Annotated in this window: 21 protein-coding genes and 1 pseudogene; 14 read left to right on the forward strand and 8 right to left on the reverse strand. The window is 69.5% G+C overall.

From position 1 onward, the window contains the following. Positions 1-22 precede the first annotated feature (22 nt). On the reverse strand, positions 23-886 hold the full coding sequence (locus AB0C66_RS12600; protein WP_362436380.1) for a helix-turn-helix transcriptional regulator: 864 nt from the start codon (positions 884-886) through the stop codon (positions 23-25). Positions 887-1,194: 308 nt separating this feature from the next. On the opposite strand from AB0C66_RS12600, the gene AB0C66_RS12605 reads away from it, so the two are divergent. Next, complete coding sequence (locus AB0C66_RS12605; RefSeq protein WP_362436382.1) at positions 1,195-1,707, forward strand: ATP-binding protein; 513 nt, start codon at positions 1,195-1,197, stop codon at positions 1,705-1,707. Positions 1,708-1,759: 52 nt separating this feature from the next. On the opposite strand, the gene AB0C66_RS12610 is transcribed toward AB0C66_RS12605, so the two are convergent. Together AB0C66_RS12610 and AB0C66_RS12615 are read right to left on the reverse strand one after the other, a co-directional pair. After that, positions 1,760-2,908 (reverse strand): site-2 protease family protein, encoded by a 1,149-nt coding sequence (locus AB0C66_RS12610; protein ID WP_362436384.1) that lies wholly within the window; start codon positions 2,906-2,908, stop codon positions 1,760-1,762. A 146-nt stretch (positions 2,909-3,054) separates the two neighbouring features. Continuing rightward, positions 3,055-3,288 carry a DUF397 domain-containing protein gene (locus tag AB0C66_RS12615; protein ID WP_362436678.1) on the reverse strand — a complete coding sequence of 78 codons (234 nt, stop codon included), beginning with the start codon at positions 3,286-3,288 and terminating at the stop codon, positions 3,055-3,057. A 331-nt stretch (positions 3,289-3,619) separates the two neighbouring features. Between AB0C66_RS12615 and AB0C66_RS12620 the strand changes: the two genes are divergently transcribed. The 6 genes and pseudogenes from AB0C66_RS12620 to AB0C66_RS12645 all read left to right on the forward strand — a co-directional run. Further along, positions 3,620-5,320: a bifunctional 3'-5' exonuclease/DNA polymerase gene (locus AB0C66_RS12620; RefSeq protein WP_362436386.1), complete on the forward strand. Its 1,701-nt coding sequence runs from the start codon at positions 3,620-3,622 to the stop codon at positions 5,318-5,320. Positions 5,321-5,536: 216 nt separating this feature from the next. Beyond that, a complete protein-coding gene (locus AB0C66_RS12625) occupies positions 5,537-6,568 on the forward strand; it encodes a rod shape-determining protein (protein ID WP_362436388.1) in 1,032 nt (343 codons plus the stop codon). 170 nt (positions 6,569-6,738) lie between these two features. Continuing rightward, complete coding sequence (locus AB0C66_RS12630; protein WP_176182135.1) at positions 6,739-7,335, forward strand: sigma-70 family RNA polymerase sigma factor; 597 nt, start codon at positions 6,739-6,741, stop codon at positions 7,333-7,335. Further along, positions 7,332-8,147, forward strand: a complete 816-nt coding sequence (locus AB0C66_RS12635; protein WP_362436390.1) for a zf-HC2 domain-containing protein — start codon at positions 7,332-7,334, stop codon at positions 8,145-8,147. The genes AB0C66_RS12630 and AB0C66_RS12635 overlap by 4 nt, the downstream gene beginning before the upstream one ends. A 154-nt stretch (positions 8,148-8,301) precedes the next feature. Beyond that, on the forward strand, positions 8,302-8,847 hold the full coding sequence (locus tag AB0C66_RS12640; RefSeq protein ID WP_362436392.1) for an RNA polymerase sigma factor: 546 nt from the start codon (positions 8,302-8,304) through the stop codon (positions 8,845-8,847). Between the two features lie 65 nt (positions 8,848-8,912). Then, a pseudogene (locus AB0C66_RS12645) lies at positions 8,913-8,987 on the forward strand (zf-HC2 domain-containing protein); the annotation flags it as partial. 37 nt (positions 8,988-9,024) lie between these two features. On the opposite strand, the gene AB0C66_RS12650 reads toward AB0C66_RS12645, so the two are convergent. The 5 genes from AB0C66_RS12650 to AB0C66_RS12670 all read right to left on the reverse strand — a co-directional run bounded on the left by AB0C66_RS12650 (position 9,025) and on the right by AB0C66_RS12670 (position 14,240). Continuing rightward, positions 9,025-9,819, reverse strand: coding sequence for a signal peptidase II (locus AB0C66_RS12650; protein WP_362436394.1), 795 nt, complete (start codon positions 9,817-9,819; stop codon positions 9,025-9,027). 187 nt (positions 9,820-10,006) lie between these two features. Further along, positions 10,007-11,284 carry a glycoside hydrolase family 5 protein gene (locus AB0C66_RS12655; protein WP_362436396.1) on the reverse strand — a complete coding sequence of 426 codons (1,278 nt, stop codon included), beginning with the start codon at positions 11,282-11,284 and terminating at the stop codon, positions 10,007-10,009. An 8-nt stretch (positions 11,285-11,292) separates the two neighbouring features. Next, positions 11,293-11,622 carry a DNA-binding response regulator gene (locus AB0C66_RS12660; RefSeq protein WP_362436398.1) on the reverse strand — a complete coding sequence of 110 codons (330 nt, stop codon included), beginning with the start codon at positions 11,620-11,622 and terminating at the stop codon, positions 11,293-11,295. Positions 11,623-11,984: 362 nt separating this feature from the next. Beyond that, positions 11,985-12,980, reverse strand: coding sequence for a glycoside hydrolase family 6 protein (locus AB0C66_RS12665; RefSeq protein WP_362436400.1), 996 nt, complete (start codon positions 12,978-12,980; stop codon positions 11,985-11,987). Positions 12,981-13,079: 99 nt separating this feature from the next. Further along, positions 13,080-14,240 carry a S8 family serine peptidase gene (locus tag AB0C66_RS12670; protein ID WP_362436402.1) on the reverse strand — a complete coding sequence of 387 codons (1,161 nt, stop codon included), beginning with the start codon at positions 14,238-14,240 and terminating at the stop codon, positions 13,080-13,082. Between the two features lie 294 nt (positions 14,241-14,534). Between AB0C66_RS12670 and AB0C66_RS12675 the strand changes: the two genes are divergently transcribed. The 7 genes from AB0C66_RS12675 to AB0C66_RS12705 all read left to right on the forward strand — a co-directional run bounded on the left by AB0C66_RS12675 (position 14,535) and on the right by AB0C66_RS12705 (position 22,671). Continuing rightward, positions 14,535-15,035 carry a GtrA family protein gene (locus AB0C66_RS12675; RefSeq protein WP_362436404.1) on the forward strand — a complete coding sequence of 167 codons (501 nt, stop codon included), beginning with the start codon at positions 14,535-14,537 and terminating at the stop codon, positions 15,033-15,035. After that, positions 15,032-16,327 (forward strand): glycosyltransferase, encoded by a 1,296-nt coding sequence (locus AB0C66_RS12680; protein WP_362436406.1) that lies wholly within the window; start codon positions 15,032-15,034, stop codon positions 16,325-16,327. Before AB0C66_RS12675 ends, AB0C66_RS12680 begins: the two co-directional genes overlap by 4 nt. Continuing rightward, positions 16,317-18,005, forward strand: coding sequence for a glycosyltransferase family 39 protein (locus AB0C66_RS12685; protein ID WP_362436408.1), 1,689 nt, complete (start codon positions 16,317-16,319; stop codon positions 18,003-18,005). The genes AB0C66_RS12680 and AB0C66_RS12685 overlap by 11 nt, the downstream gene beginning before the upstream one ends. A gap of 24 nt (positions 18,006-18,029) precedes the next feature. Continuing rightward, the gene (locus tag AB0C66_RS12690) at positions 18,030-19,472 is read left to right on the forward strand and encodes a hypothetical protein (protein WP_362436410.1); all 1,443 of its coding nucleotides are present in this window, start codon (positions 18,030-18,032) and stop codon (positions 19,470-19,472) included. A gap of 156 nt (positions 19,473-19,628) precedes the next feature. Continuing rightward, entirely contained in the window at positions 19,629-20,060 is a 432-nt protein-coding gene (locus tag AB0C66_RS12695) for a hypothetical protein (protein ID WP_362436412.1), read from the forward strand. A gap of 2 nt (positions 20,061-20,062) precedes the next feature. Further along, a complete protein-coding gene (locus AB0C66_RS12700; protein WP_362436414.1) occupies positions 20,063-21,970 on the forward strand; it encodes a PAS domain S-box protein in 1,908 nt (635 codons plus the stop codon). Beyond that, on the forward strand, positions 21,967-22,671 hold the full coding sequence (locus AB0C66_RS12705; RefSeq protein ID WP_362436416.1) for a response regulator transcription factor: 705 nt from the start codon (positions 21,967-21,969) through the stop codon (positions 22,669-22,671). Before AB0C66_RS12700 ends, AB0C66_RS12705 begins: the two co-directional genes overlap by 4 nt. Positions 22,672-22,675 lie beyond the last annotated feature (4 nt).

Genomic DNA, 22,675 nt, shown 5'->3' on the forward strand with positions numbered 1-22,675 from the left:
GGGATGTCATCCTACTGATGCGTCAGGCTTCGTGAAGGAGGTCTCCGAGCAGTTCCCGGCTCTCCGCCGCCGACAGACTGTCCTCGCCCAGCCGCCCCAACACCCGCTCGTACTGTGCCACTTCATCGCGCTTGTCCAGGTAGAGCGCGCTGGTGAGCTGTTCCAGATAGACCACGTCGGGCAGGTCGGACTCCGGGAAGCGCAGCAGGGTGAACGCCCCGCTCTCCGCCGCGTGGCCGCCGAAGGAGAACGGCATCACCTGCAAGGTCACATTGGGCTGCTCGGAGACGGCGATCAGATGGCGCAGCTGGGCGCGCATCACCTCGCGTCCGCCGTAAGGACGGCGCAGCGCCGCCTCGTCCAGCACCGCGTGGAAGGCCGGGGCGCGCTCGGACACCAGCAGCTTCTGCCGCTCCAGCCGCAGCGCCACCCGGCGGTCCACCTCGGCGGTGGACGCCTGGGGCTGGCCCCGGGTCACCACGGCGTGGGCGTAGCCCTCGGTCTGGAGCAGCCCGTGGATGAACTGGAGCTCATAGCAGGCGATATGAGAGGCGGCACCCTCCAGACCGACATAGGTCTGGAACCAGCCGGGCAGCACATCGCCGTAACTGTGCCACCACCCGGTGAGATTGGCCTCGCGGGCGAGCCCGAGCAGGGCACCGCGCTCCGCCTCGTCCGTGACGCCGTAGAGCGTCAGCAGATCCTCGATGTCGCGCGCCTTGAAGCTCACCCGGCCCAACTCCATGCGACTGATCTTGGATTCGGAGGCGCGGATCGAATAGCCCGCCGCCTCCCGTGTGATGCCACGGGACTCGCGCAGCCGCCTGAGCTGAGAGCCCAGGAGGATACGGCGCACCACCGATCCACTCGACTCGCTTGCGGTCATCTGCGTGACCCTCCCTGTACGGAACTCACCCTTCCGAGGCGACCCCGCGGTCCCTGGGGCTGAAGTCTGCCACTTCCCAGGTTCCACGCTGTACACATGCCGTCACTCAGCAGGGCCATGTACGCATCATTCCGCAGGAAGAAACGCGTGTAAATGTGCTCACTACCCCTCAAAAAAGCTCCGTGCACGTGCATCTGCCCTTGCATCTGCTCTGCGCATTCGGAACCATAGGGTTAGCGCACGTGCAAGCTCGTACGAGATCTGGCCAGGAGTCGTCAGGGCCACGGATGCAGTGCAGGAGTGCTCGCATGGGGAGCGAAGGTTCGACCCTGCTGGAGCCCTTGTGGCGAGGGCTCCCTCCGATCGACCCCTCCTCCGTCTCCGGAACCGTCTCCTGCCCCCTGCCCTCCCGCTTCGAAGCGGTCCGCGGCGCCCGGCAGTTCACCGGCACCACCCTGCGGCAGTGGGGTCTGCCCGAGCTGTTCGACGAAGTCGCCCTGGTCGTCTCCGAGCTGGTGACCAACGCCCTGCGGCACGGCCTGCCGAGTGGAGTACCCAGCGGCTCCGGCGGGAGCCGGGGCGAGGCCGAGACCGATCCGCGGGTACGGCTCCATCTGATGCACTGCTCCTCCCGGCTGGTGTGCGCGGTGCGCGACCTCAGCGAGAACGGGCCGGTGGCGGGTGAGCCGGACTGGGCCGAGGAATCCGGTCGCGGGCTCCATCTGGTGGAGTCCTTCACCGACGGCTGGGGCTGGCATCCGCTCGCCGGGACGCTGCGCGGGAAGGTCGTCTGGGCGCTGTTCCAGCTGCCCCGCCCCTGACGCGCGACCGGGGCCGTCAGCGCGACCGGGGCCGTCAGCGGTGGCGCGGCCCTCAGTGGTGCGCGGACTCCGGTGGTGCCGTGGTGATGCCCAGGGAGTGCAGCTGGAAGTACCGCGTCACATCGTGCATCGTGACGATCCCCTCCAGATGACCGTGGTCCACCACCAGCACCGGCATCCCGCCGCCCGGCCGGGTCCGCTCCAGCACCTCGGTCAGCAGCTCGTCCGATGTGGCCACCGTGCACCGTGACAGCGGTACGGCCACCTCGCGCACCCGCCGGGTCTCCCGCTCCCCGGCCGGCACATTCGCCAGGGCACGCAACGGCACCAGCCCGCTGGGCCGCCCGTCGAAGTCGAGCAGTGGCAGCACGGAATGGCGGGAATGCGCCGCCACCTCGTCGATGAACCGCCCCACGGTCAGCCAGTCGGCCCCGGAGACCACCGGCGCGGACATCGCGTCGCCCGTCCGCACCCCGCGCAGCGCCGTGGCGTACCCGGCCCGCTGCCGCTCCGCGTTGGCGATGATGACCATGAACAGCCCGATCAGCGCGAGCCACAGCCCGCCGCCGTTCCCGCGCAGGAAGGAGATCCAGCCGAGGGCGATCAGCAGGATCCCGAAGATCTGACCGCTGCGCCCCGCCGCCCGGTCGGCGCGCTCCCGGTCACCGGTGCGCCACCACAGCACCGCCTGCACCACCCGGCCGCCGTCCAGCGGGGCCGCGGGCAGCAGATTGAACACACCCAGCAGCAGATTGGCCCAGCCCAGCCAGACCAGCACGGCCGCGGGCACCCCCCATCCCGTCAGCGCGTTCACCCCGATCCCCGCGCCGACGGCGATCCCGCCGAGAAGCAGACTGACCAACGGGCCGCTGACGGCCACCAGCAGGGCGACCCCGGCGGTGCGCGGGCGGCCCATCTGGGTCACTCCACCCAGCGCCCACAGCGTCACATCCTCGACCGAGACGCCCTTACGGAGAGCGGCCACCGCATGGGCAGCCTCGTGCAGCAGCAGGCTGATCATCAAAAGCAGGGCGCCGACGAGGCTGGAGACGATATACACCACGGTCGTCCGGCCGGGGGTCCACGCGGGCAGCGTCTCGCGGCCGAGACCGTAGGCGAGCAGGGCGACCAGCACCGGGACGCTCCAGTGCATCCGCAGTGGCACCCCGAGGACATGTCCGACTTGGACCGAGCCCTTCATCGCCGTCGTCTCACATCAGCTGGGATCCCCCGTCGTCATTACCAGTGTCACTCAATGCCGCGGGATCGGCTCCGCGCACGCCCGGCCCGTCTCCCGCCCCGTGCCCCGGCCGTCTCCCGCTGCTCCCTGTCCCGTCCGGATGGAGCTCAGCCCAGACCGGCCGGGTCCTGTGCCAGATGGTCGAATTCGCCGTCCTTGGCACCGAGCAGCATCGCCTCGAGCTCGGCCGGGGTGTAGATGAGCGCCGGGCCGTCCGGGAAGCGGGAGTTGCGCACGGCGATGTCACCGCCGGGCAGTCTGGCGAACTCCACACATGCCCCTTGCGAATTGCTGTGCCTGCTCTTCTGCCAGACGACCCCCTGAAGGTCCGCGGCCGCCATGCCGTTGTACGGGTGGTCGCGCACAGGGCTCTCCACTGTTCATGCAGCTGACAACTGTCCGGATCATAGCCGCGTTCCTTTGCCCATGCATGAGCAAATGCATTCGCCTTTGCGCAGGTAGATGCATCTTCCGATGCACGTGCACCAGCCGTATCGGCTTGATCACCCGGCAATCGCGTCTCCTGCCCCGGAGAGAACAGAACAGTCGTCATCTCTTCTGCGCGGCCCTCCGGACATCGATCAAGACGCCGACGACGTCGCCCGGGTTGACCGCCCCCGCCGAAGTCGTGGCGAGGGGGCGTTGTCAGTACCCCCTGCCAGACTCACGGTCATGCGGTGGGCGGTGGCGGAGACGGACGACGGGGGTGTTCGTCTCTGCCCGCTGGACCCCGCGGGAGGGGCCGCCGGGCCGGTGGTGGAGGTCACGGCGGCTCAGGGCGGGATCGCCGAGGCGGTGCGGTCCCGTCCCGAGGCCGACCGCTGGGTATGGCGGTCCACCACCGAGCTCTATCCCCGGCTGCTCGCCGCCGGGGTGCGGGTCGAGCGGTGCTGGGACACCGAGGCGGCCGAGGCACTGCTCCTCGGCCACGAGGGGCGTTCGGGCGCACCGCGCTCCCTGGCCGCCGCCTGGGCCAGGCTGCGCGGGCTGCCGGTGCCGCCCGATCCGCCGGTGCGCACGGCGGAGACCCAGCCGTCGCTGTTCGAGCCCGGTCCACCGCCGCTGCCGCCGGGCACCGATCCGCTCACCGCCCTGCTCGCGGTCTACGCCCACCAGTTGACGCGTACCGAGGCGGCCGAGCACCCCGGCCGGATGCGGCTGCTGATCACCGCCGAGTCCGCGGGCACCCTGGTCGCCGCCGAGATGAACCGCGCCGGGGTGCCCTGGCGCGCCGACCGCCACCGCCAGTTGCTGGACGAGCTGCTCGGCGAGCGCTATCCGGGCGGGCTGGAGCCCCAGCGGCTGGCCGAGCTGGCCGACGAGGTCTCCCGCGCCTTCGGCGGTGCGCGGGTGCGGCCCGATCTGCCCGCCGAGGTGGTCAAGGCGTTCGCGCGGGCGGGTATCGCGCTCGGTTCGACCCGCGCCTGGGAGCTGGAGCGGATCGACCATCCCGCCGTGGAGCCGCTGCTGCGCTACAAGAAGCTCTACCGGCTGCACACCGCCCACGGCTGGGCCTGGCTCCAGTCCTGGGTGCGGGACGGCCGCTTCCGCCCCGAGTTCCTGCCCGGCGGCACCGTCTCCGGCCGCTGGACCACCCACGGCGGGGGCGCGTTGCAGATCCCCAAGGTGGTGCGGCGCGCGGTGGTGGCCGATCCGGGGTGGCGGCTGGTGGTCGCCGACGCCGACCAGATGGAACCGCGGGTGCTCGCCGCCATCTCCCGCGACCCCGGGCTGATGGAGGTCGCGGGCAGCGGTCGCGACCTGTACGCCACCCTGTCCGACCGCGCCTTCGCGGGCCGTCGCGATCTGGCCAAACTGGCGCTGCTCGGCGCGATCTACGGACAGACCTCGGGCGACGGGCTCAAGCACCTCGCCGCGCTGCGCCGCCGCTTCCCGGCGGCGGTGGCCTATGTGGACAACGCGGCCCGCGCGGGTGTGGAGGGCCGGTTGGTGCGCACGTGGCTGGGCCGCACCTGCCCGCCCGCCAGCGGCGCCGACCCCGAGGACCTCGCCGACGAGGCGGGGCTGCCACGCGACCAGGGCGAGGAGCCGTCGTACGGCAGCACGGCGAGCGCCCGCGCCCGCGGCCGGTTCACCCGTAACTTCGTGGTGCAGGGCAGCGCCGCCGACTGGGCCCTGTTGGTCCTCGCCGCGCTGCGGCAGTCCCTGGCCTCCGCCGGGCTCCGCGCCGAGCTGGTCTTCTTCCAGCACGACGAGGTCATCGTGCACTGCCCGGCGGAGGAGGCGGAGGCGGTGCGGGAGGCGATCGAGGCGGCGGGGGACGCGGCGGGCCGGATCGCCTTCGGCGAGACCCCGGTGCGCTTCTCGTTCACCGCGGCCGCGGTGGAGTGCTACGCGGACGCGAAGGACTGAGGGGCCGCCACCGGCCGACGGCCGCCGCGCGAGGGCCACCGGCAGACGGCCACCGGCAGCGGGCCGCCGCGCCGAGCGGATCCGGCGGACGGGTGAGGGGGACGGCCCTCGCCCAGGCGGCGCAGCCCCGCGGGCGCCCGCCCTGATCGTCCGCACACGATGATCACAGGGCCGCCGGGGCGGCGGCCCGCCACGCCGTCCACAGGGAGACCTCCCATGACGACCATCAGCCTCGAGCGACTGCGCCGCTGTTCCATCGCCGTGGACCTCGGCGCGGCCAGGACCCGGGTCTATCTCAAGCGCACCGGGATCATCGTGGACGAGCCGACCGTCGCCGCCGTGAACACCCGCACCGGCGGTCTGATCGCGGTCGGGACCCTCGCCGAGCGCATGTCGGGCCGTACCCCCGGCCATATCCGGGTCGTCCGCCCCGTCTCCGGCGGCACCGTCGTCGATATCGCCATGGCCCAGCGGATGCTGCGGCTGCTGCTCGGCAACAAGCTGCGCCGGGCCTGGCGCCGCCGCCCGCTGGTGAGCGCCGCCGTCTGCGTTCCGCACGACGCCGATCCGCTGGCCCAGCGCGCCGCCATGGAGACGCTCATCGGTGTCGGCGCCCGCCGGGTCGAGCTGGTCGACACCCTGATCGCCGCCGCCGTGGGCTGCGGACTCCCGGTGGAGCGGCCCGAGGCGACGATGATCATCGTGTGCGGGGCGGCCACCACCCAGGTCGCGGTGTTGTCGCTGGGCTCGATCGTCGCGGCCGAACGGGTGCCGGTGGGCGGGGACACCGTCGACCACGCCCTCGTCCAGCATCTGCGCAACGAGCACGCGCTGATGCTGCCCAGCCAGGGCGTCCGAACGCTGCACTCGGCGCTCAGCGGCGACGGCCCCGGCACACCGGACACCGAGGTGCACGGCCGGGACGTGGCCACCGGTCTCGCCCGCTCGGTGCGGGTGGACCTCGAGAGCATGCGCATCGCCCTGCGCACCCCGCTCACCGGACTGCTGGACGCCATCGGCGCCGTGCTCCGCCGCTGTCCGCCCGATCTGGTGGCCGACCTCGCCGACCGCGGGATCATGCTGGCGGGCGGCAGCGCGATGCTCCCCGGGCTGGACTCGATGCTGCGGGAGGCCACCGGAATGCCGCTGAACATCGCGGAACACCCCGGCACCTGCGCGGTGGAGGGAGTGGGCGCGATGCTGGACGGCAAGGTGCAGCCCCTCGTCCTCGACGCCATGGTGCCCTGAGCCGCGGCGCCCCTCCGGCACCCTCCCGCACCGCTCCCCCACCCTCCGTTCCCACCTGATCGGATTTTCTTCGCGACGCGTTGAGCGACCGCCCCCTCCCGTCCGTAGTGATGGGAGAAGAGGCCGAACGGCCGCCCAACCCCCCCGGGGCCCAGACCGGGAGTCGCCAGATGTTGTCCAACTCAGGTCAGGTCCTGGAGGTTCGTGTGCAGGACGATGCCGCCGTGGCCGATGAGCGCCCGTCGAGATCCCATCGCGGGACACCGGACGAGCAGCTCATGCGCGCGCTCTACCAGGAGCACGCCGGGCCGTTGCTCGCATTCGTCCTGCGTCTGGTGGCGGGCGATCGGCACCGTGCGGAGGACGTCGTCCAGGAGACCCTGGTACGCGCCTGGCGGAACGCGGACCAGCTGTCCCGGGCCACCGGTTCGATCCGCCCCTGGCTGGTCACGGTCGCGCGGCGGATCGTCATCGACGGCCACCGCAGCCGGCAGGCCCGGCCCCAGGAGGTCGACCCCTCCCCGTTGGAACTCATGCCGGCGGAGGACGAGATCGACAGGGCGCTACGGCTGATGACGCTGTCCGACGCGATGCACGACCTCAGTGACGCCCACCGTGAGGTCCTGGTCGAGACGTATTTCAAGGGCCGGACGGTCAACGAGGCGGCGGAGACGCTTGGCATACCCAGCGGGACGGTTCGATCCCGGGTCTTCTACGCGCTGCGCTCCATGAAGCTCGCGCTTGAGGAGAGAGGAGTGACGGCATGACAGCGCAGGCGCACCACGCGGGACATGACGCCGTTGGGGCGTATGTGCTCGGCGTGCTCGACGAGGTGGAGGCCACCGCCTTCGAGGTCCATCTGGCCGGTTGTGACCAGTGCGGACGGCAGCTCGACGAGCTGACCGGGCTGGAACCGCTGCTGGCCGATCTGGCCGCGGACATCCCGGGGATCCACAGCAGCCCCGGCCGGACCGCACTGACGGGTCACACCCCGCACGTGTTCTCCGCCACCCCCAACGCCATCGACACTCTCACCGCGCGTCCCGGCCCGGCCCTGCTGAGCCGTATGGTCGCGCGGGTCGCCGCGGCCCGCGGCAAGCGACGGCGGCGCGGTCTCTACCTGGTGGCCGCGGCGGTCGCGATGATCGTCGGCGGACCGGTCGGCACCATCGCGCTCACCTCGGACTCCGGTGAGGACGCCAAGGTCACGGCCAGCCCCAGCCCGAGCGTCGCGTTCGCCAAGATGCCGGTCAAGGTGCACGGCACCGACCCGGTCACCAAGGTGAACGCCTCGGTCGCCCTCGAGGACAAGATGTGGGGCACCGACGCCGTCCTGCGGCTGAAGAACGTCAAGGGCCCCTTCGACTGCGCCCTGATCGCGGTCTCCAAGGATGGTCATGAGCAGGTCATGATGAACTGGTCCGTGCCGGAGTGGGGCTACGGGATGAAGGACAGCCCCAAGAAGGTCGCCAGAGCGCCGCTCTGGGCCCATGGCGGAGCCGCCCTGAAACGTGCCGACATCGAGCGCTTCGAGGTCCGCACCACCGAGGGCAAGCGCCTGGTCTCCATGAACGCGTAGCCATGACGCCGTAGCCGTGGAAGTGGCCGTGGCCGCGGAACTCGCGCCACCCGGATTGCCGAACGTGCCGTGCGACGCTGTGAGCGGGATGTTACACAGAGTGTGATATGTCGTCTTTCGCGTCCCCGGGGGGTCCGGATCCGAGGAGGCACCTGTGGCTGACCCGGACACCCATCAGCAACGCATGTTCGCCCAGTACGTGCTGCCCGAGATCGAAGTGCTGCTGCGCGTGGCGATGTCTCTGACCGCCCAGCGCGCCGACGCCGAAGATCTCGTGCAGGACACGTTACTACGGGCGTACCGAGCGGTCGGGCGTTTTGACGGGAGACATCCACGGGCCTGGCTGCTGACGATCATGCGGCATGCGGAGGTGAGCCGGAGCCGCCAGCGTCGGCCCCGGCTGCTCGACGACCCCGACACCGAGCTGGAGCGGCTGACCCCGTCCCTCGACGCGACACCCGAGGAGCTGGTGGTCGACACGGCCTTCGACGAGGCCGTGGACGCCGCGTTCACGGCGCTTCCGCTCCGTGACCAGCAGGTGGTGCGACTGGTGCATGTGGACGGGCTGTCCTACGCGGAGGCCGCACAGGTGCTGGACGTGCCGAAGGGCACGGTGATGAGCAGACTGCACCGGGCGCGTAAGCGGATCCGCAACCAGTTGCTGGCCACGGGACTGGAATCACAGCGAGGTGGGGCATGAGCAGATTGACGTGGTGGCGGAACACCGATCGGCGGCGGACCAGGCGGTGTCCGGTGGACGCGGCGATGCTCCAGTCGTATCTGGACGGCGAGCTGGACGCCGGGGACGCGGGCCGGGTGCGCTCCCATGTGGCCGAGTGCCACGCCTGCGCCCGTGAGCTCTCCGTCTACCAGCGGATCAGTCGCGCCTTGGCCGCGCGGGCGGCGGCGGGCACGGACGCAGCGACGCTCGGGCGGCTCCGGGAGTTCGCCGACTCCCTCGCGGAGCGGGAGCGCCAGGAGCCGAGGCCGGCGCGGGGCGCGGAGCGCGACGCGGGGCAGAGCGCAGCGCACAAGGCCGGAGGCTGACCACCCCCACGGCGTCCTCCGGCCGTGCCCCGGCCCCAAGGCCCGGCCCCCGGCCCGCGCCCGAGACCTGATCCGGCGCCGGGGCCAGGGCCGGGCCGGTGGCGGAGCGGGCGTCGGCCCGCCAGGCGGCCCGCTCCTTCGCGGTGCCGCGCAGCAGCGCCACCGTGGTCAGTACCGTCCCGGCGACCAGCGCGACATCGGCGAGGTTGAACACCGGACCGTGCGCGACCACCGTGATCCAGTCGATGACGGCCCCGCGCAGCGGACCCGGCGGCCGCAGCGCCCGGTCCGCGCCGTTCCCGATGGCGCCACCGGCGATCAGCCCCAGCCCCAGCGCGGCGCCCCGGCTGCGGGCCCGCAGCCCCGCACCGGCCGCGGCCAGCGTGGCCGCCGCGCCCGCGAGGGTGATCAGGGTGATCAGCACCGGGCGGCCGTGCCCCAGTCCGAAGGCCACCCCGGCGTTGTGCACCACCAGGGCGCGGAACGGCCCGAAGGCGGCCTGCGGCCCGAAACTGCCGCCCCACGCGGCCAGTGCCAGCGCCTTGGTCACCTGGTCGGCCGCGATCACCGTGAGGACGGTGACCGGGAAGAGGATCCGGCCGGTGGGCGGACGGGGCTGTGTCATGGGAAGGAAACCCGTCCGGCGGACGCCCCGCTTCCCTTTCCCACCGTTTTCGCCTACGGGGCACTCACGACATCTGGTGAGGTTGAAAGCACCCAGAGCGACGTACCGGGACAAGATGGAGGGCCCGCAGGCGGTGCCTGCGGGCCCTCGCTGCCCTATCGCCGTGATGGCGTAGTACCAGCCGGGGTCACTCCGACTTGTTCCCCTTCTTCGCCTCCAGCAGAGGCGTCTGGTACTTGGACAGCATCTTCATCTTGTTCTTGTCGACCGTCTTCCAGTCGTTGTTCAGGACACCACCGGTGTCACCCGAGTTCGGGTTCCAGGACCAGTAGGTGTAGCTGATCTGGTTCTTCTTCAGGTAGTCCATCAGAGCGTTCTGCCAGACGGCTTCCTTGGCCTTACCGGCGGTCTTCTTACCACCGAACTCACCGAGCAGCAGCGGACCGATGTTCTGCTTCTTGATGTAGGCCCAGTGCTTCTCCCAGATGCCAGGCATGTTCTTGGGGAAGTTCTTGTCCATGAACCAGCCCTGCATGTAGACGCCCGGACCGTAGTCGTGCGCCGAGTAGACGACCTTGTTCTTCTCCTTGAGCTTCACCGGGTGCTTCTTCACACCCTGGAGGTCGCCACCCCACCAGAACTGCTCGTTCTTGTGGCGGTCGGTGCCCTCGACGAAGACCAGCCAGTCCTTGTTCACCTTGTGAATGGCGTCACCGGCCTTCTGGGCCGCCAGGCGCCAGTCGGTCTTCGGGTTGCCGTCACCCCACGTGGCCTGGCCACGCGGCTCATTGTGGAGGTCGGCGCCGATCACCCGGTCGTTGCCCTTGTAGCGCTTGGCCAGGTTGACCCAGTCGGAGAGCCACTTCTTCTCGCTCAGGCTCTGCGAGTACCAGAGCTCACTCTGGCCCTGCGCGTCCGGACGGTGCTGGTCCAGGATCACCCGGATACCACGGTCGGTGGCAGCCTTGACGATCTTGTCCATGATGCCCTGGGGCTTGAGGCCCTTCAGGTCGGGGTTCAGCTTGTAGTTGACACCGGTCACCTTGGCCTTGGCGTCGAACATGTCGTTCGCGTACGGCAGACGCAGGGTGTTGAAGCCCTTGTCGGCCATCTGGTCCAGCATGGACTCGTAGCCACGCGACCACAGACCGTGCGGCGCACCGGTACCGGTCTCGAAACCGAACCAGTTCACACCGGTCAGGACGACCTTCTTGCCGTCGGCGTCCACCATGTCGCCCTTACGGGTGGACAGCGGACCCTCGGAGTCGGCGCCGGCGACCTTGTTCGAGGCCGCGGAGGAGCCGGACGACGAGTCGTCGTTGTTCATGGCGAAAGCGGTGACGGTGCCACCCACGGCAGCGACAGCGACGACGGCCGTCGCGATGCCCATACCCAGACGGTTCGGACGCGTGATGCGCGACGCCTTGGTGGTCTCATCGGTGGTCGGGACGTTGTTCTGATCCATGGGGGAATTCATTCGCTGATACTCCTGAGGAATTCGGGTATTGCGGTCTTGAGGATGCTGGTTACTTTTGTCGGAGATTCCAGACATTCCATTTGGGGGTCGGAGACGGCGGTCAGCCGGACAATCCGAGCGCTCGGTAGGAGTTCGCCGATCAGGCGGTCCAGCCGTTGCGCTTGCCAACTCAGCTCGTCCACGTCGATCAGCACCAGATCCGGTCGCATATGTCGGGCCAGAGAAATCGCTTCACGGGCCGACCCAGCAATGCCGGATAGCTCCAGTCCGGGCTCCTCGACCACAAGGTCTGCGAGAGCACTCAGTACTACGGAGTGGTGCTCCACGACGAGAACTCTTTGCATCGATGGAGCTCCTTCGGTTTTGTCCTTTCGCTTCACGACATTAGGGAATGAACGGGGGTCGAATCACCGTACGCACGAATGAAATCTGGCTACTTCAATTGCAGGAATTGAGCGCACGCCAAACGGCCGAATTCCGCCTACCTCAGTTGAGGTAGAGGAATTCGGCCGTTTCGTATGGGTTATGTCCGATTTGTGGGGGTGGTTCAGGGCGCACGGGGGCCAGGGAGGGGCCCGAGGGGCGGTGTGGAGGTGCCCTGGAGAGGTCCGGGAGAGCCCCGGGAGAAGGGCGTGAAGAAGCCCGGCCGCTGCGCGGGCCGGGCTTGTTGTCGCAGGTCAGCGACGGGTCAATCGGTCAAGCGGTACGCATAGCCGGGGACGAACATGCCCGCGCCCGCGATACAGCCGTCCGCCTGGCCCGGATGCTTGACCCAGAGGAAGGCGTCGACGCCGGGCAGCCCGGTGTCGGTGGTGGGCGCCGGGCCCAGCTTGCGCCCCGGGGGATCGCAGAAGCGGTGGTGGCGGGTGGGCCCGGCCCCGTTGCGGCTGGTGTCGACCACGATCCCCTGCTGGGGACGGCCCAGGTCCTGGAGGACGGACCGGCCGTAGCGCACCTCGTCACGGGTTTCGTTGAAGTTGGAGACGTTGAGGGCTATGCCGTCCCCGTACCGGTCGGCACCGGCGTGCCGCAGCCGCTCGGCCATGGTCCGGGCGGGCTGCCAGCCCGAGTTCCCGGCGTCGTAGTAGACGCGGGCCCGCGGCGCCCGCCGCTCCAGCACCCTGCCCGCGTAGGACAGCGCCTGGAACCGCTCCGCGCGCTGCTTCCGCTTGAGACAGCCCATATGCGCGAGGGCGTCCGGTTCGAGGATCACCAGGGCGGGGGCGTCGCCGATCCCCCTGGTGAAGGCGTCCATCCAGCGTCCGTAGGCCTCCGCGTCCCCGATACCGCCGGAGCTCAGCTGCTCACAGTCGCGCAGCGGGATGGAGTAGGGGACGAGGACCGGCAGCCGCCGCTCGGCCGCGGCGCGCTGGACCAGTCCGCGGACCCGCTCCTCGACCAGGGACTCATTGGTCTCGGTGTACCAGGCCGCCTGGGGCTGGGCGGCTATGTCCCGGCGGATGGACGCCGCCCGCCGGTCCCGCGGATGGTCACGCACCCACTCCGCGGCCGGGTTGTGCGGGTCGGTGTAGAAGCGGGCCGTCGCCGGGAAGAAGGGCTTGGCCACCGGGAGTGAGCGCTGATGCGCGCCGTCCGGGGCGGTGGACCGGGGTGTGAGCAGCGACTGCATGATGGCCGCGGCCATCGCCGCCTCCACCACCAGGACCATCACCGCGAGCTGCACCAGACCCCGGACCGTCCACCTGGCCTTGCGCCGACGGGTCGCCGGACGCTCTCCGCCGGCCCGGCCGCGTATCGTCACGGGCATCGCTCGGCCCGCCGGTCAGCCGTGGTGGCTGTTGTTGTGCGGGGGCCTGCGGCGGCTGATCAGCACCACCGCCAGAATCGCGAGCACCACCAGCACTCCTGCCACCACCCCTATCGTGACCAGGGCGGATTCATCTCCCGTCGCCTTCTCGGCGGAGGCGGGCTTGGTCCGCGGACGCTGCCCGGCGGCGGAGAGATCGGTGGAGGCGGGCGGCGCGGCCCGGTCCGCGAGCGCCTTGGCCGGGGCGATCCGCCCGAAGCCGTAGCGCGGATCGTGGCCCGCCGAACCCTTGCGGTCGGCGGTGTCGATCAGCTTCTGGACCACCTGCCGGGAGTTCCAGCGGGGGTGCTCCGCGCGCAGCAGGGCGGCTCCGGCCGCGACCCAGGGGGCCGCGTACCCGGTGCCGTCACCGGTCCAGTAGTTGTTGTTACGGGCCGTGGTCAGGATGGCCACACCGGGCGCGGCCAGCGTCAGCTTCCCGCCGCGGTGGGAGGAGGTCCACACCGCGCCCTTCTTGTCGGTGGCCACCACGGCGACCACCCCGGGCAGTGAGGCGGGGTAGGTGGCACGGTTGCCGTCCTTGCCGTTGTCGCCCGCACCGGCCACCACGATGGCGTCCTGGGCGAGCGCGTACTTCACCGCGGACCGCAGGGCCGGGGTCGGACGCTTGAAGGAGACGGCCACGTCGATGACCCGCACACCGCGGCTCGCGGCGTGCCGGATGGCCTTCGCGGTGGCGTCGGCCTGGGGCTTTCCATCGCGGTAGACGCCCAGCGGCATCAGCTGGGCCTTGGGGGCGAGGCCGTACACCCCGTCGCCGCGGTAGTTGCGGCCGGTACCGACGATGATCCCGGCCATATGGGTGCTCGACTGCTCCACCCGGCCTTCCTCACGGGTGCCGAAGCCTCCGGACCCGCCCGCGAAATCCTTTCCGCGCACGATACGGCCGCGCAGATCAGGATGGGTGGCGTCTACACCGGTGCCGATGACCGCGACGGTCACTCCGGCACCCTTGCTGATTTTCCAGGCGCGCTCCGCCTTGAGCGCGGTCAGCGCCCATTCGGAATCGTGCAGCCCTCCGGAATCGGATTCACTTGCCGCGGCCGGCATGGCCATAGCGAGCGTCATCAGGACGATGACCGCTCCGGCCCGGCCGGCGAATCGATGGCGTGACATCACGTGACCTGACATTACGTCACCTACTCTCGTCGCACGGGACGCAAGGCCGTCGGGCCCATTTCATCTTGGCCATCCCCCGGGGGTACTGACACCCGCGGGAGAGGGAAGAGCCGGTCCCTTCTTTGGGGGACCGCCCCGGGAGCCGCGTCGGCCCCTCTCCCCAATACGGGGGAGGAGAGGGGTCCGCCGAAGGTGTACCACCCGCTCCCCCGACCGCGGGTACTACCTCCTTTTCGGGTGACGCACTCTGGGACTCACTGGCCGAAAGAGCCTCCTGTCGAGGGAGTCGCGATGCAGCGTTTCCGAACGTTCAGCGAGCACACCAGCGAGCCGGACGAACGGGCGGAGGTCACCGTCCGGAGGCGGACTGGAATGTTCTCGCGAACCCTCTCGGTGCGGAACCCGCCGGTGGGCCTGTCCGGCCTCGCCGTGCGTTTCGCGGTCGTCGGCGGGGGCGGTGTCCTGGTGAACACCGTGGTCCTCTATGTGCTCTATCACTGGACCGGCCTTCCGCTGCTGGCGGCGTCGTCGATCGCGGTGGAGCTGGCGGTGGTGCACAACTATCTGCTGAACGACCGATGGACCTTCGCGGCCCGCTCCCGGTCCGCCAGACGATTCGTCAAATTCAACATATCCGTGCTGGGTGGACTCGCGGTCAACGTGCTCATCGTCTGGTCGCTGGTCCGCGCGGGAATGCATCTCCTGCTGGCGAATTGGATCGGCATCGGCGCCGCATTCGCGGTCAATTTCGCCACCAGTACCGGCTGGGTCTGGGGGAGGCGGAGCCGATGATAGTCGCGATCATCTATTTCGTGCTGGTGTCGGTCTCGATACTGCTCACCGTGCAGTCTGCGCACGTCCTCTATCTCATGCTCTACACCTGGGACCGGGCGGACGCCGAACGGAGGGCCCGGGCGCCGGATTCCTTCCTGCCGCCCAACCTCTCCTTCAGCGTCCTGCTGCCCGCCCGGCACGAGGAGGACGTCATCCAGAGCACCATCGAGCGCGTGGTGCGGGCCGAGTATCCGGCCGAGCTGCTGGAGGTCTTCGTGATCTGCTCGCAGGACGACACCGGCACGGTGAAGAAGGCCGAGGAGAAGATCGAGGAGCTGAGCCGCGAGGGGCTGCACAACGTGCGCGTCGTGGTCTTCGGCGACAAGCCGATCAACAAGCCGCACGGGCTCAACGCGGCCCTGCCGCACACCACCAAGGATGTGGTGACGATCTTCGACGCGGAAGACGACATCCATCCGAAGATCTTCAGCCTGGTCAATACGGTGATGGTCCAGGAGCAGGTCAGGGTGGTCCAGGCCGGGGTCCAGCTGATGAACTACCAGTCCAGCTGGTACTCGACGCTGAACGTCCTGGAGTACTTCTTCTGGTTCAAGAGCCGGCTGCACTACCACGCGCACTTCGGCTCCATCCCGCTCGGCGGCAACACCGTCTTCTTCGCCCGTGAGCTGCTGCTGCGGCTCGGCGGCTGGGACGACAGCAACCTCACCGAGGACGCCGATATGGGGCTGCGCATCTCCGCCATGGGCGAGAAGGTCCGTGTGGTCTACGACGACCGGTATGTGACCAAGGAGGAGACCCCGCCGACCCTCGGCCACTTCGTCCGGCAGCGCACCCGCTGGTGCCAGGGGTTCATGCAGACCTTGAAGAAGGGCACCTGGAAGGAGATGCCCACGCGCAAACAGCGCTGGCTCGCCTTCTACGTCCTGGCCTTCCCCCGCGGACAGGCGCTGCTGGGTCTGTATCTGCCGCTGTCGCTGGGGATGATCCTGATCCTCAAGGTGCCGGTCCTGATCGCGCTGTTCTCGTATCTGCCCGTGCTGTTGCTGGCCGCGCACTTCCTGGTCCAGGTGGTCGGGCTCTACGAGTTCACCGGAGCGCATGGTCTCGAAGCCTCGCCGAAGGCCGTCGTACGGATGGCCATCGCCTGGTTCCCCTTCCAGATGGTGCTGGCCTACGCCGCGCTGCGCGCCATGCGGCGGGAGATGCTCGGCCGCCACGACTGGGAGAAGACGCAGCACGTGGGCGCCCACCGGGCGCCGACCGAGGAGGCGGAGTCGCGTGTCGGATAACACCAGGCCCCCGCAGCCGGTCGCGGTCGGCGACGCTCCGGCGCGCCCCGCGCGGCGCCGCCGCCCCCGCTTCTCCGTGGAGCGCGGCTGGTTCCCCCCGCTGGGCTACAAGGGCAAGGTCGCCCTGGTCGCCTCGCTGCTGACCGGCTTGCTCACCCACGGCTACCACCTGTTCCGCTACCCCCTCTACCTCACCGACGAGGGCATCTACATGCAGCGGGCGTGGTCGGTGGTGCGGGAGACCAGCCTGTCCCCGTACACCTACGACTACGACCACGCCCCGCTGGGCTGGATCACGCTGGCCGGGTGGGTCCTCCCGCTGCCCAAGCAGTTCGAGACCTTCGGGAACGCGATCAACACCGGACGGTTTCTGATGCTGCTGGTGCATGTGATCAGCGTCTATCTGCTGTTCGAGGTCGCCCGGCGGCTGTCCGGCAGTGTGCTGGCCGCCACCGTCACCGCGTTCCTCTTCAACGTCTCGCCGATCGCGGTCTACTTCCAGCGGCAGGTCCTGCTGGACAACTTGATGATCCTCTGGCTGCTGCTGAGCCTGTTCATGCTGCTCCGCCGGCATGTCACGATCAGATCGGTGTTCGGCGGCGGACTGGCCCTGGGGGTCGCCCTGATCACCAAGGAGAACGCGATCTTCTTTGTGCCGACCTTCATGTATCTGCTCTACCGGAGGGTCAAAGGGTCGCCCAGCCATCGGTTCACCAGCACCCTCTGGCCGTTCGCCGCGCTGAGCCCGATCGGCGCCTATGTGACCTACGCACTGCTCAAGAACGAGCTGCTGCCGAGCGGTTTCGACTTCGATCTGAACAATCCACCCGCGGACCATGTCTCGCTGCTCTACACCCTGTGGTGGCAGCTCAACCGCAACCAGGGCACGCTCTTCAGCCACGCCGGGCTGCTCCAGACCAGCTGGCTGGTCCGGGACAAGTTCCTGCTGATCGCCGGGGTGTGCGCGATGGTGATCTGTCTCTGGGTGGGCGTGCGGGACCGCAGGCGCAACCTGGGCTTTCTGGTGGCCGGGACGCTGGCCTTCGGATACGCCTTCTACCTGGTGCGCGGCAGCGTGGTGCTGGACTTCTACGTCACCCCGCTGATCCCGATGTTCGCGCTCAACATCGGCATGGTCACGGACCGGCTGCTCAAAGGTTCGTTCGCCAATCGGTTCATGCGCGGCGCCCACTCCATGACCCGGGTCGCCGTACCGTCGTTCGTCGCCATTCTGCTGCTGGCGTCACCGGCCTCCGGATATCTCGTCCACACCAATACCGAGGGCCGTACGCAAATCGCCGACCAGTATCAGTCCAAGATCAACCTCACCGGAATGCAGCATGCTCAGATCGCCTGGGTGCGCGAGCATGTGCCGCCGAACTCGCGCATCATCATGGACGACGACCTGTGGGGCGAATTGCATGACGTACGTCCGTTCTATCCGTATGCGCATTCGCACTGGAACGCCTCGTCCGACCCGGATGTCCGCGACAAGCTTTTCAAGAAGAAATGGCAGAACGTGGACTACATCATCATGTCGAACAAGATGCGAAAATCCATGATGACGAACAATGCCGACGGCCGAGAGAACTGGATTCTCCAGGCGCTGCGCAATTCCAGTCGCGTCTGGTCGGAAACCCAGGGCAACATCAAGCTCGAAATCTACCGTGTGCAGTAGCCATGGGAAGAGGAGGTGAAGGCCATGCCTGAGTACGACGACGACTGGGATGTTCCGGAGGACGAGGACAGGGATGTTCCCGAGAACGAGGACGACACCCCTCGCCGGAACAGGAACAAGGACAAGAAGAAAATCTCCTGGAAGACGGTCCTGCTCGCGCTCGTGGTCTTCGCGATCGTCGGATCGCTCGTCCAGGTCATCGCGCGCGGCGGCTTCGGAGGCGCCCTGAACACCACCGGCAACGGCAGTGGCGGCACCGCGAAGAAGGAGCAGACCGAGCAGGAGCAGGAGGTGCGGCCGCCGAAGGCACCCAAGACCATCCGGCTGGGCAACCAGCGCATACCGCAGTCCTCCGGCCCGATCATCGTGATCAACCCGGGCCTGGTGACACCGGGCAGCAAGGCCGCGGTCGAGGGCGGCGGCTTCGACAAGAAGGCCACGGTGGACATCCTGCTGAAGGCCCGGAAGTCGGCCACCAAGGGCCGTGCCATCGGCAGCGTCAAGACCGACCGCTACGGCTCGATCTACGCCCGCTTCACCCTGCCGGAGTCGGCCGGCAACCGGCCCACCACCCTCGTCGCCCAGCAGCGCGGCAGCTCCAAGAGCGCCGAGGCCCAGGTGGTCACCGGTGGCGCCGTCGGCACCGCCAGGATCAACAAGATGGTGGGGCGGCCGGGCGATGTGGTGTCGGTCAGCGCCCATGGCTTCCGTCCCGGTGAGGCGATCGACGTGTTCTGGGGCCGGACCACCGGCACCCCGGTGACCACGCTGCGCACCGACAGCGGCGGCGGTGTGGGCCGTGCGGACATCAAGGTGGGCGTGGCCCCGACCGGCTCCAGCACCCTGGTCCTGGTGGGCAAGCGCAGCAAGACCACGGCCACCGCGCCGTTCCAGATGCTGGCGATGTACCCCTCGATCAAGTCCTCGCCGTACGCGCTCAAGGCCGGTCAGCGGCTGACGCTGTCCGCCAAGAAGTTCGCGCCCGGTGAGCGGGTGCTGGTCTACATCAACTCCACCGGCGGCCTCCCCGCGTTCACCGCCCAGGCGAACGAGATGGGGCAGATCCGCGATGTGGCGTTCAATGTGCCGTTCGGCCTCAAGGGACGCCAGACCCTGATGGCGATCGGCGACCAGAGCCGGGCCGTGGTCCGGTCGGGCTTCACGGTGCTGCCGTACTCCCCGTCCGCCGAGCCCAGCGCCTTCGGCGGCAGGGCGGGCACCACGCTCAGCTTCTACGTCGCGGGCTTCGCCCCGGGCGAAACGGTGAACGCGTACGCCGGATCGGCCGCCAACAGCCAGCGGAAGATCGGGACCTTCCAGGTCGACAGCCGCGGCAAGGCATCGGCGGTGGGTTCGTACAAGATCACCCCGGCGGACGAGAGTGGTGTGTCCTTCCAGCTCATCGGCCAGAAGAGCGGCGGTGTGGCGAAGGCCAGCATCAATATGTCGTCCGGCCAGGGGCGCTAGGGACAAGAACGACGCCCGAACGAGAACGTGGGCCGGGGCTGACCGGCCGGTGGGGGGCGAGGCCCACGTTCGGGAAAGCGGTCGTGCGAGGGCCGCGGGACGGCTCGTCGACGGGCCGAGAGTGCCGTAGATGTACCATGCGTCCTGGAGTGTCCTATGAGTGTTATTTTCGGCCCGAACTCGCGAAGAGTCCTGCAATTCCTGACCCATATCGAGGACCTCTCACCGGAGGAAATCGACCGGGTGGCCGATCTGTGGAAGCAGACCTCCAGCCAGACCCGCGCCGAGGGCTGGGCGGAGGTCCACCGCACCACGACCGATGTGGAGCGGTACCGGATCCTCGTGGCCGCCTCGGTGGCCCGCCGGGCCGCCCTGGACGCGGCGCAGCACCACCACCGGCACGACTGGGCCTTCTGGGCCGCGGTGTGGGACGCGGCGGCGGCCGTCGCCGTCTGCGACCGCATCGGAAGCCACTACAACGTGCTGGTCGCGCCACTGGCCGCGGTCATGCCGTCACTGGCGCACTGCCGCCGCGATGAACTCGAGCCCCGTGAGCTCCAGGGTGCCGTCCTCAAGGGAGGTGGGTAGCGATGGGCGACAACCAGATCGACGTTGTGGTGGCCGATGACGACCCGGCCGTCCGGGAGGCACTGGCCGACCTCATCGACTCCCACCCCGAGCTGGAACTCGTCGGGCTGGCCATCAACCACGAACAGGCCGTGCGCGCGGCGGTCGAGCACCGTCCCAAAGTCGTGATCATGGACGTCCATATGCCCAAGGGCGACGCCCCGGGCAGCGTCCGCGCCATCCGCGACCAGGTCCCCGGCGCCCGGGTGGTGGCGCTGTCCGCCCACGGCGACCGCGAGACCGTGCTCAACATGCTCGCCGTCGGGGCCAGCGGCTACCTGGTCAAGGGCACTCCGGCGGAGGAGATCCTCGAGGCGATCACCCGGGCCGCGCGCGACCAGTTCAGCATGTCCGCCGAGCTGCTCACCGACTGCGCCGAGCCGATGCGCCGAGCCGACCGCGCCTCCTGGCGCTTCGAGGACCTGGTCGGCAGCCGTCTGGAGGAGTCCTACCTCGAACTGCTCGGCCACGCCCCCTGCGGCGTCCTGGTCCTCGGCTCCCGCGGCCGGATCGAGTACGCCAACGCCCATGTCCGGCACATGTTCGGCTACAGCTCGGCCGAGATGCGCGACAAGCGGCTGCGGGATCTGGTCCCCGAGCGCTTCCGGGCCGCCTCCGAGCAGCTGATCGGCCGGGTCGTCACGGCGCCGTCGGCGATGTCCGGCCGCCGCCGGGACGGCGGCGAGTTCCCCGCCCAGTTCAGCGGGGGCCATCTCCAGGGCAAGCGGCCCCGGTGCGTCGTCTTCGTCTCCGACCTCAGCCAGCTGCGGGCCGCCGAGAGCCGGTTCCGCCAGCTCATCGAGTCCTCCCCGGACGCGATGGTGATCGTGGACGCCGCCGGGCGGATCCAGGCCGCCAACCACCGCACCGAAACCCTCTTCGGCTACGACCGGGACCATCTGATCGGCCGGGCCGTCGAGGCCCTCCTCCCCGACCAGCCGCTCACCATCTCGCTGCGCGAATGGGACGACACCGTGGAGCAGCCGGTCGGCCACAGCATGGAGCTCGTGGGCCGCCGCAGCGACGCCAAGCAGTTCCCCGCCGACATCAGCATCAGCCCGCTGCGCACCGAGGAGGGGCTGCTGACCGTCCTCACCATCCGGGACATCACCGAGGTGCAGCGCGCCCAGTTCGTCCTGGAGCGCAGCCTGGAGCTGCTGGAGGTCACCGACCGCGACCGGCAGGCGCTGCTCAGCCATCTGGTGCACGCCCAGGAGGCCGAGCGCGGGCGGATCGCCGCCGATATCCACGACGACACCATCCAGGTGATCACCGCGGCCAGCCTCCGGCTCCAGCAGCTGCGGCGGCGGCTGCGCGATCCCGAGGAGCAGCGGGTGATGGAGAAGCTGGACGAGACCCTCAAACTCTCGCTCAGCCGACTGCGCCAGCTGATCTTCGATCTGCGCCCCTCGAGCCTGGAGCACGGCTGTCTGGCCGGGGCGCTGCGCGGACTGCTGGAGCAGATACGCACCGAGACCGGCGTCACCTACCGGCTGGAGGACCGGCTCACGGTCAAGCCGCCTCCGGAGACCATGGCGCTGATCTACCGGACCGCACAGGAAGCCCTGATGAACGTGCGCAAGCACGCGCGGGCGAAGACCGTCCACGTACAGCTGCTCGGGCTCGACGAAGGCTGTCTGGTGCGGATCGTCGACGACGGCGAGGGCTACAACCCGCTGGAGGTGGAGTCCCGCCCCGGCCATCTCGGCCTCTCCCTGATCCAGGAGCGGGCCCAGATCGCCGGTGGCTGGTGCCGTATCGAGAGCGCGCCGGGGACGGGCACCACGGTGGAGTTCTGGGTGCCGCTCGGTGAGGCGCGGCCGCCCTCCCTCGACCCGCTGGGTCCCCCGGAAGGGGACGTACAGCCGTGACCGCACCCGCGGAGCTGACCAAGGTGCTGATCGTCGAGGACCACCGGGTGGTGGCCGAGGGGCTGTGGGCCCTGCTGGCCGAGTACGCGGACCTGACGGTGGTCGGCTGGGCCGACTCGGTCGCCGAGACCGTACCCATGGCCAAGGAGCTGGGGCCGGATGTGGCGCTGGTCGACTTCCGGCTGCCCGACGGCACCGGCGCCGACGCGGCCGCCAGCATCCGGGCACACGACGCGTCGACCGCCATCGTGATCCTCAGCGCCGACGCCAGCGATTCGGCGCTGCTGGCCGCGGTGGAGGCGGGCGCCTGCGGCTATCTGCTGAAGTCGGCGAGCGGTGACGAGATCGCCGGGGCCATCCGCTCGGCCGCCGAGGGCGAGACCCTCATCCCGGCCAGCACCCTGGTGGAGGTGCTGGCCCGGCACCGCGAGACCACCCGGTCCTCCGCCGAGCAGACCGGGCGGCTGGAGTCCCTGACCAAGCGCGAGCAGGAGATCCTCACGCTGATGAGCCAGGGCCTGGACAACCGGGCCGTCGCGGAGCACCTGAGCATCAGCTACGCCACCGTGCGCACCCATGTGCGCAAGATCCTGGAGAAGCTGGAGGCGCGCTCCCAGCTGGAGGCGGTGGCCAGGGCGGCCGAGTTCGGTTTCAAGCCCGCACAGCCCGACCGGCCCGACCGGCCCGACCCCTCCGGCTGACGCT

Origin of the sequence: Streptomyces sp. NPDC048636, from assembly GCF_040650655.1 — a bacterium.
Lineage (GTDB): Bacteria > Actinomycetota > Actinomycetes > Streptomycetales > Streptomycetaceae > Streptomyces.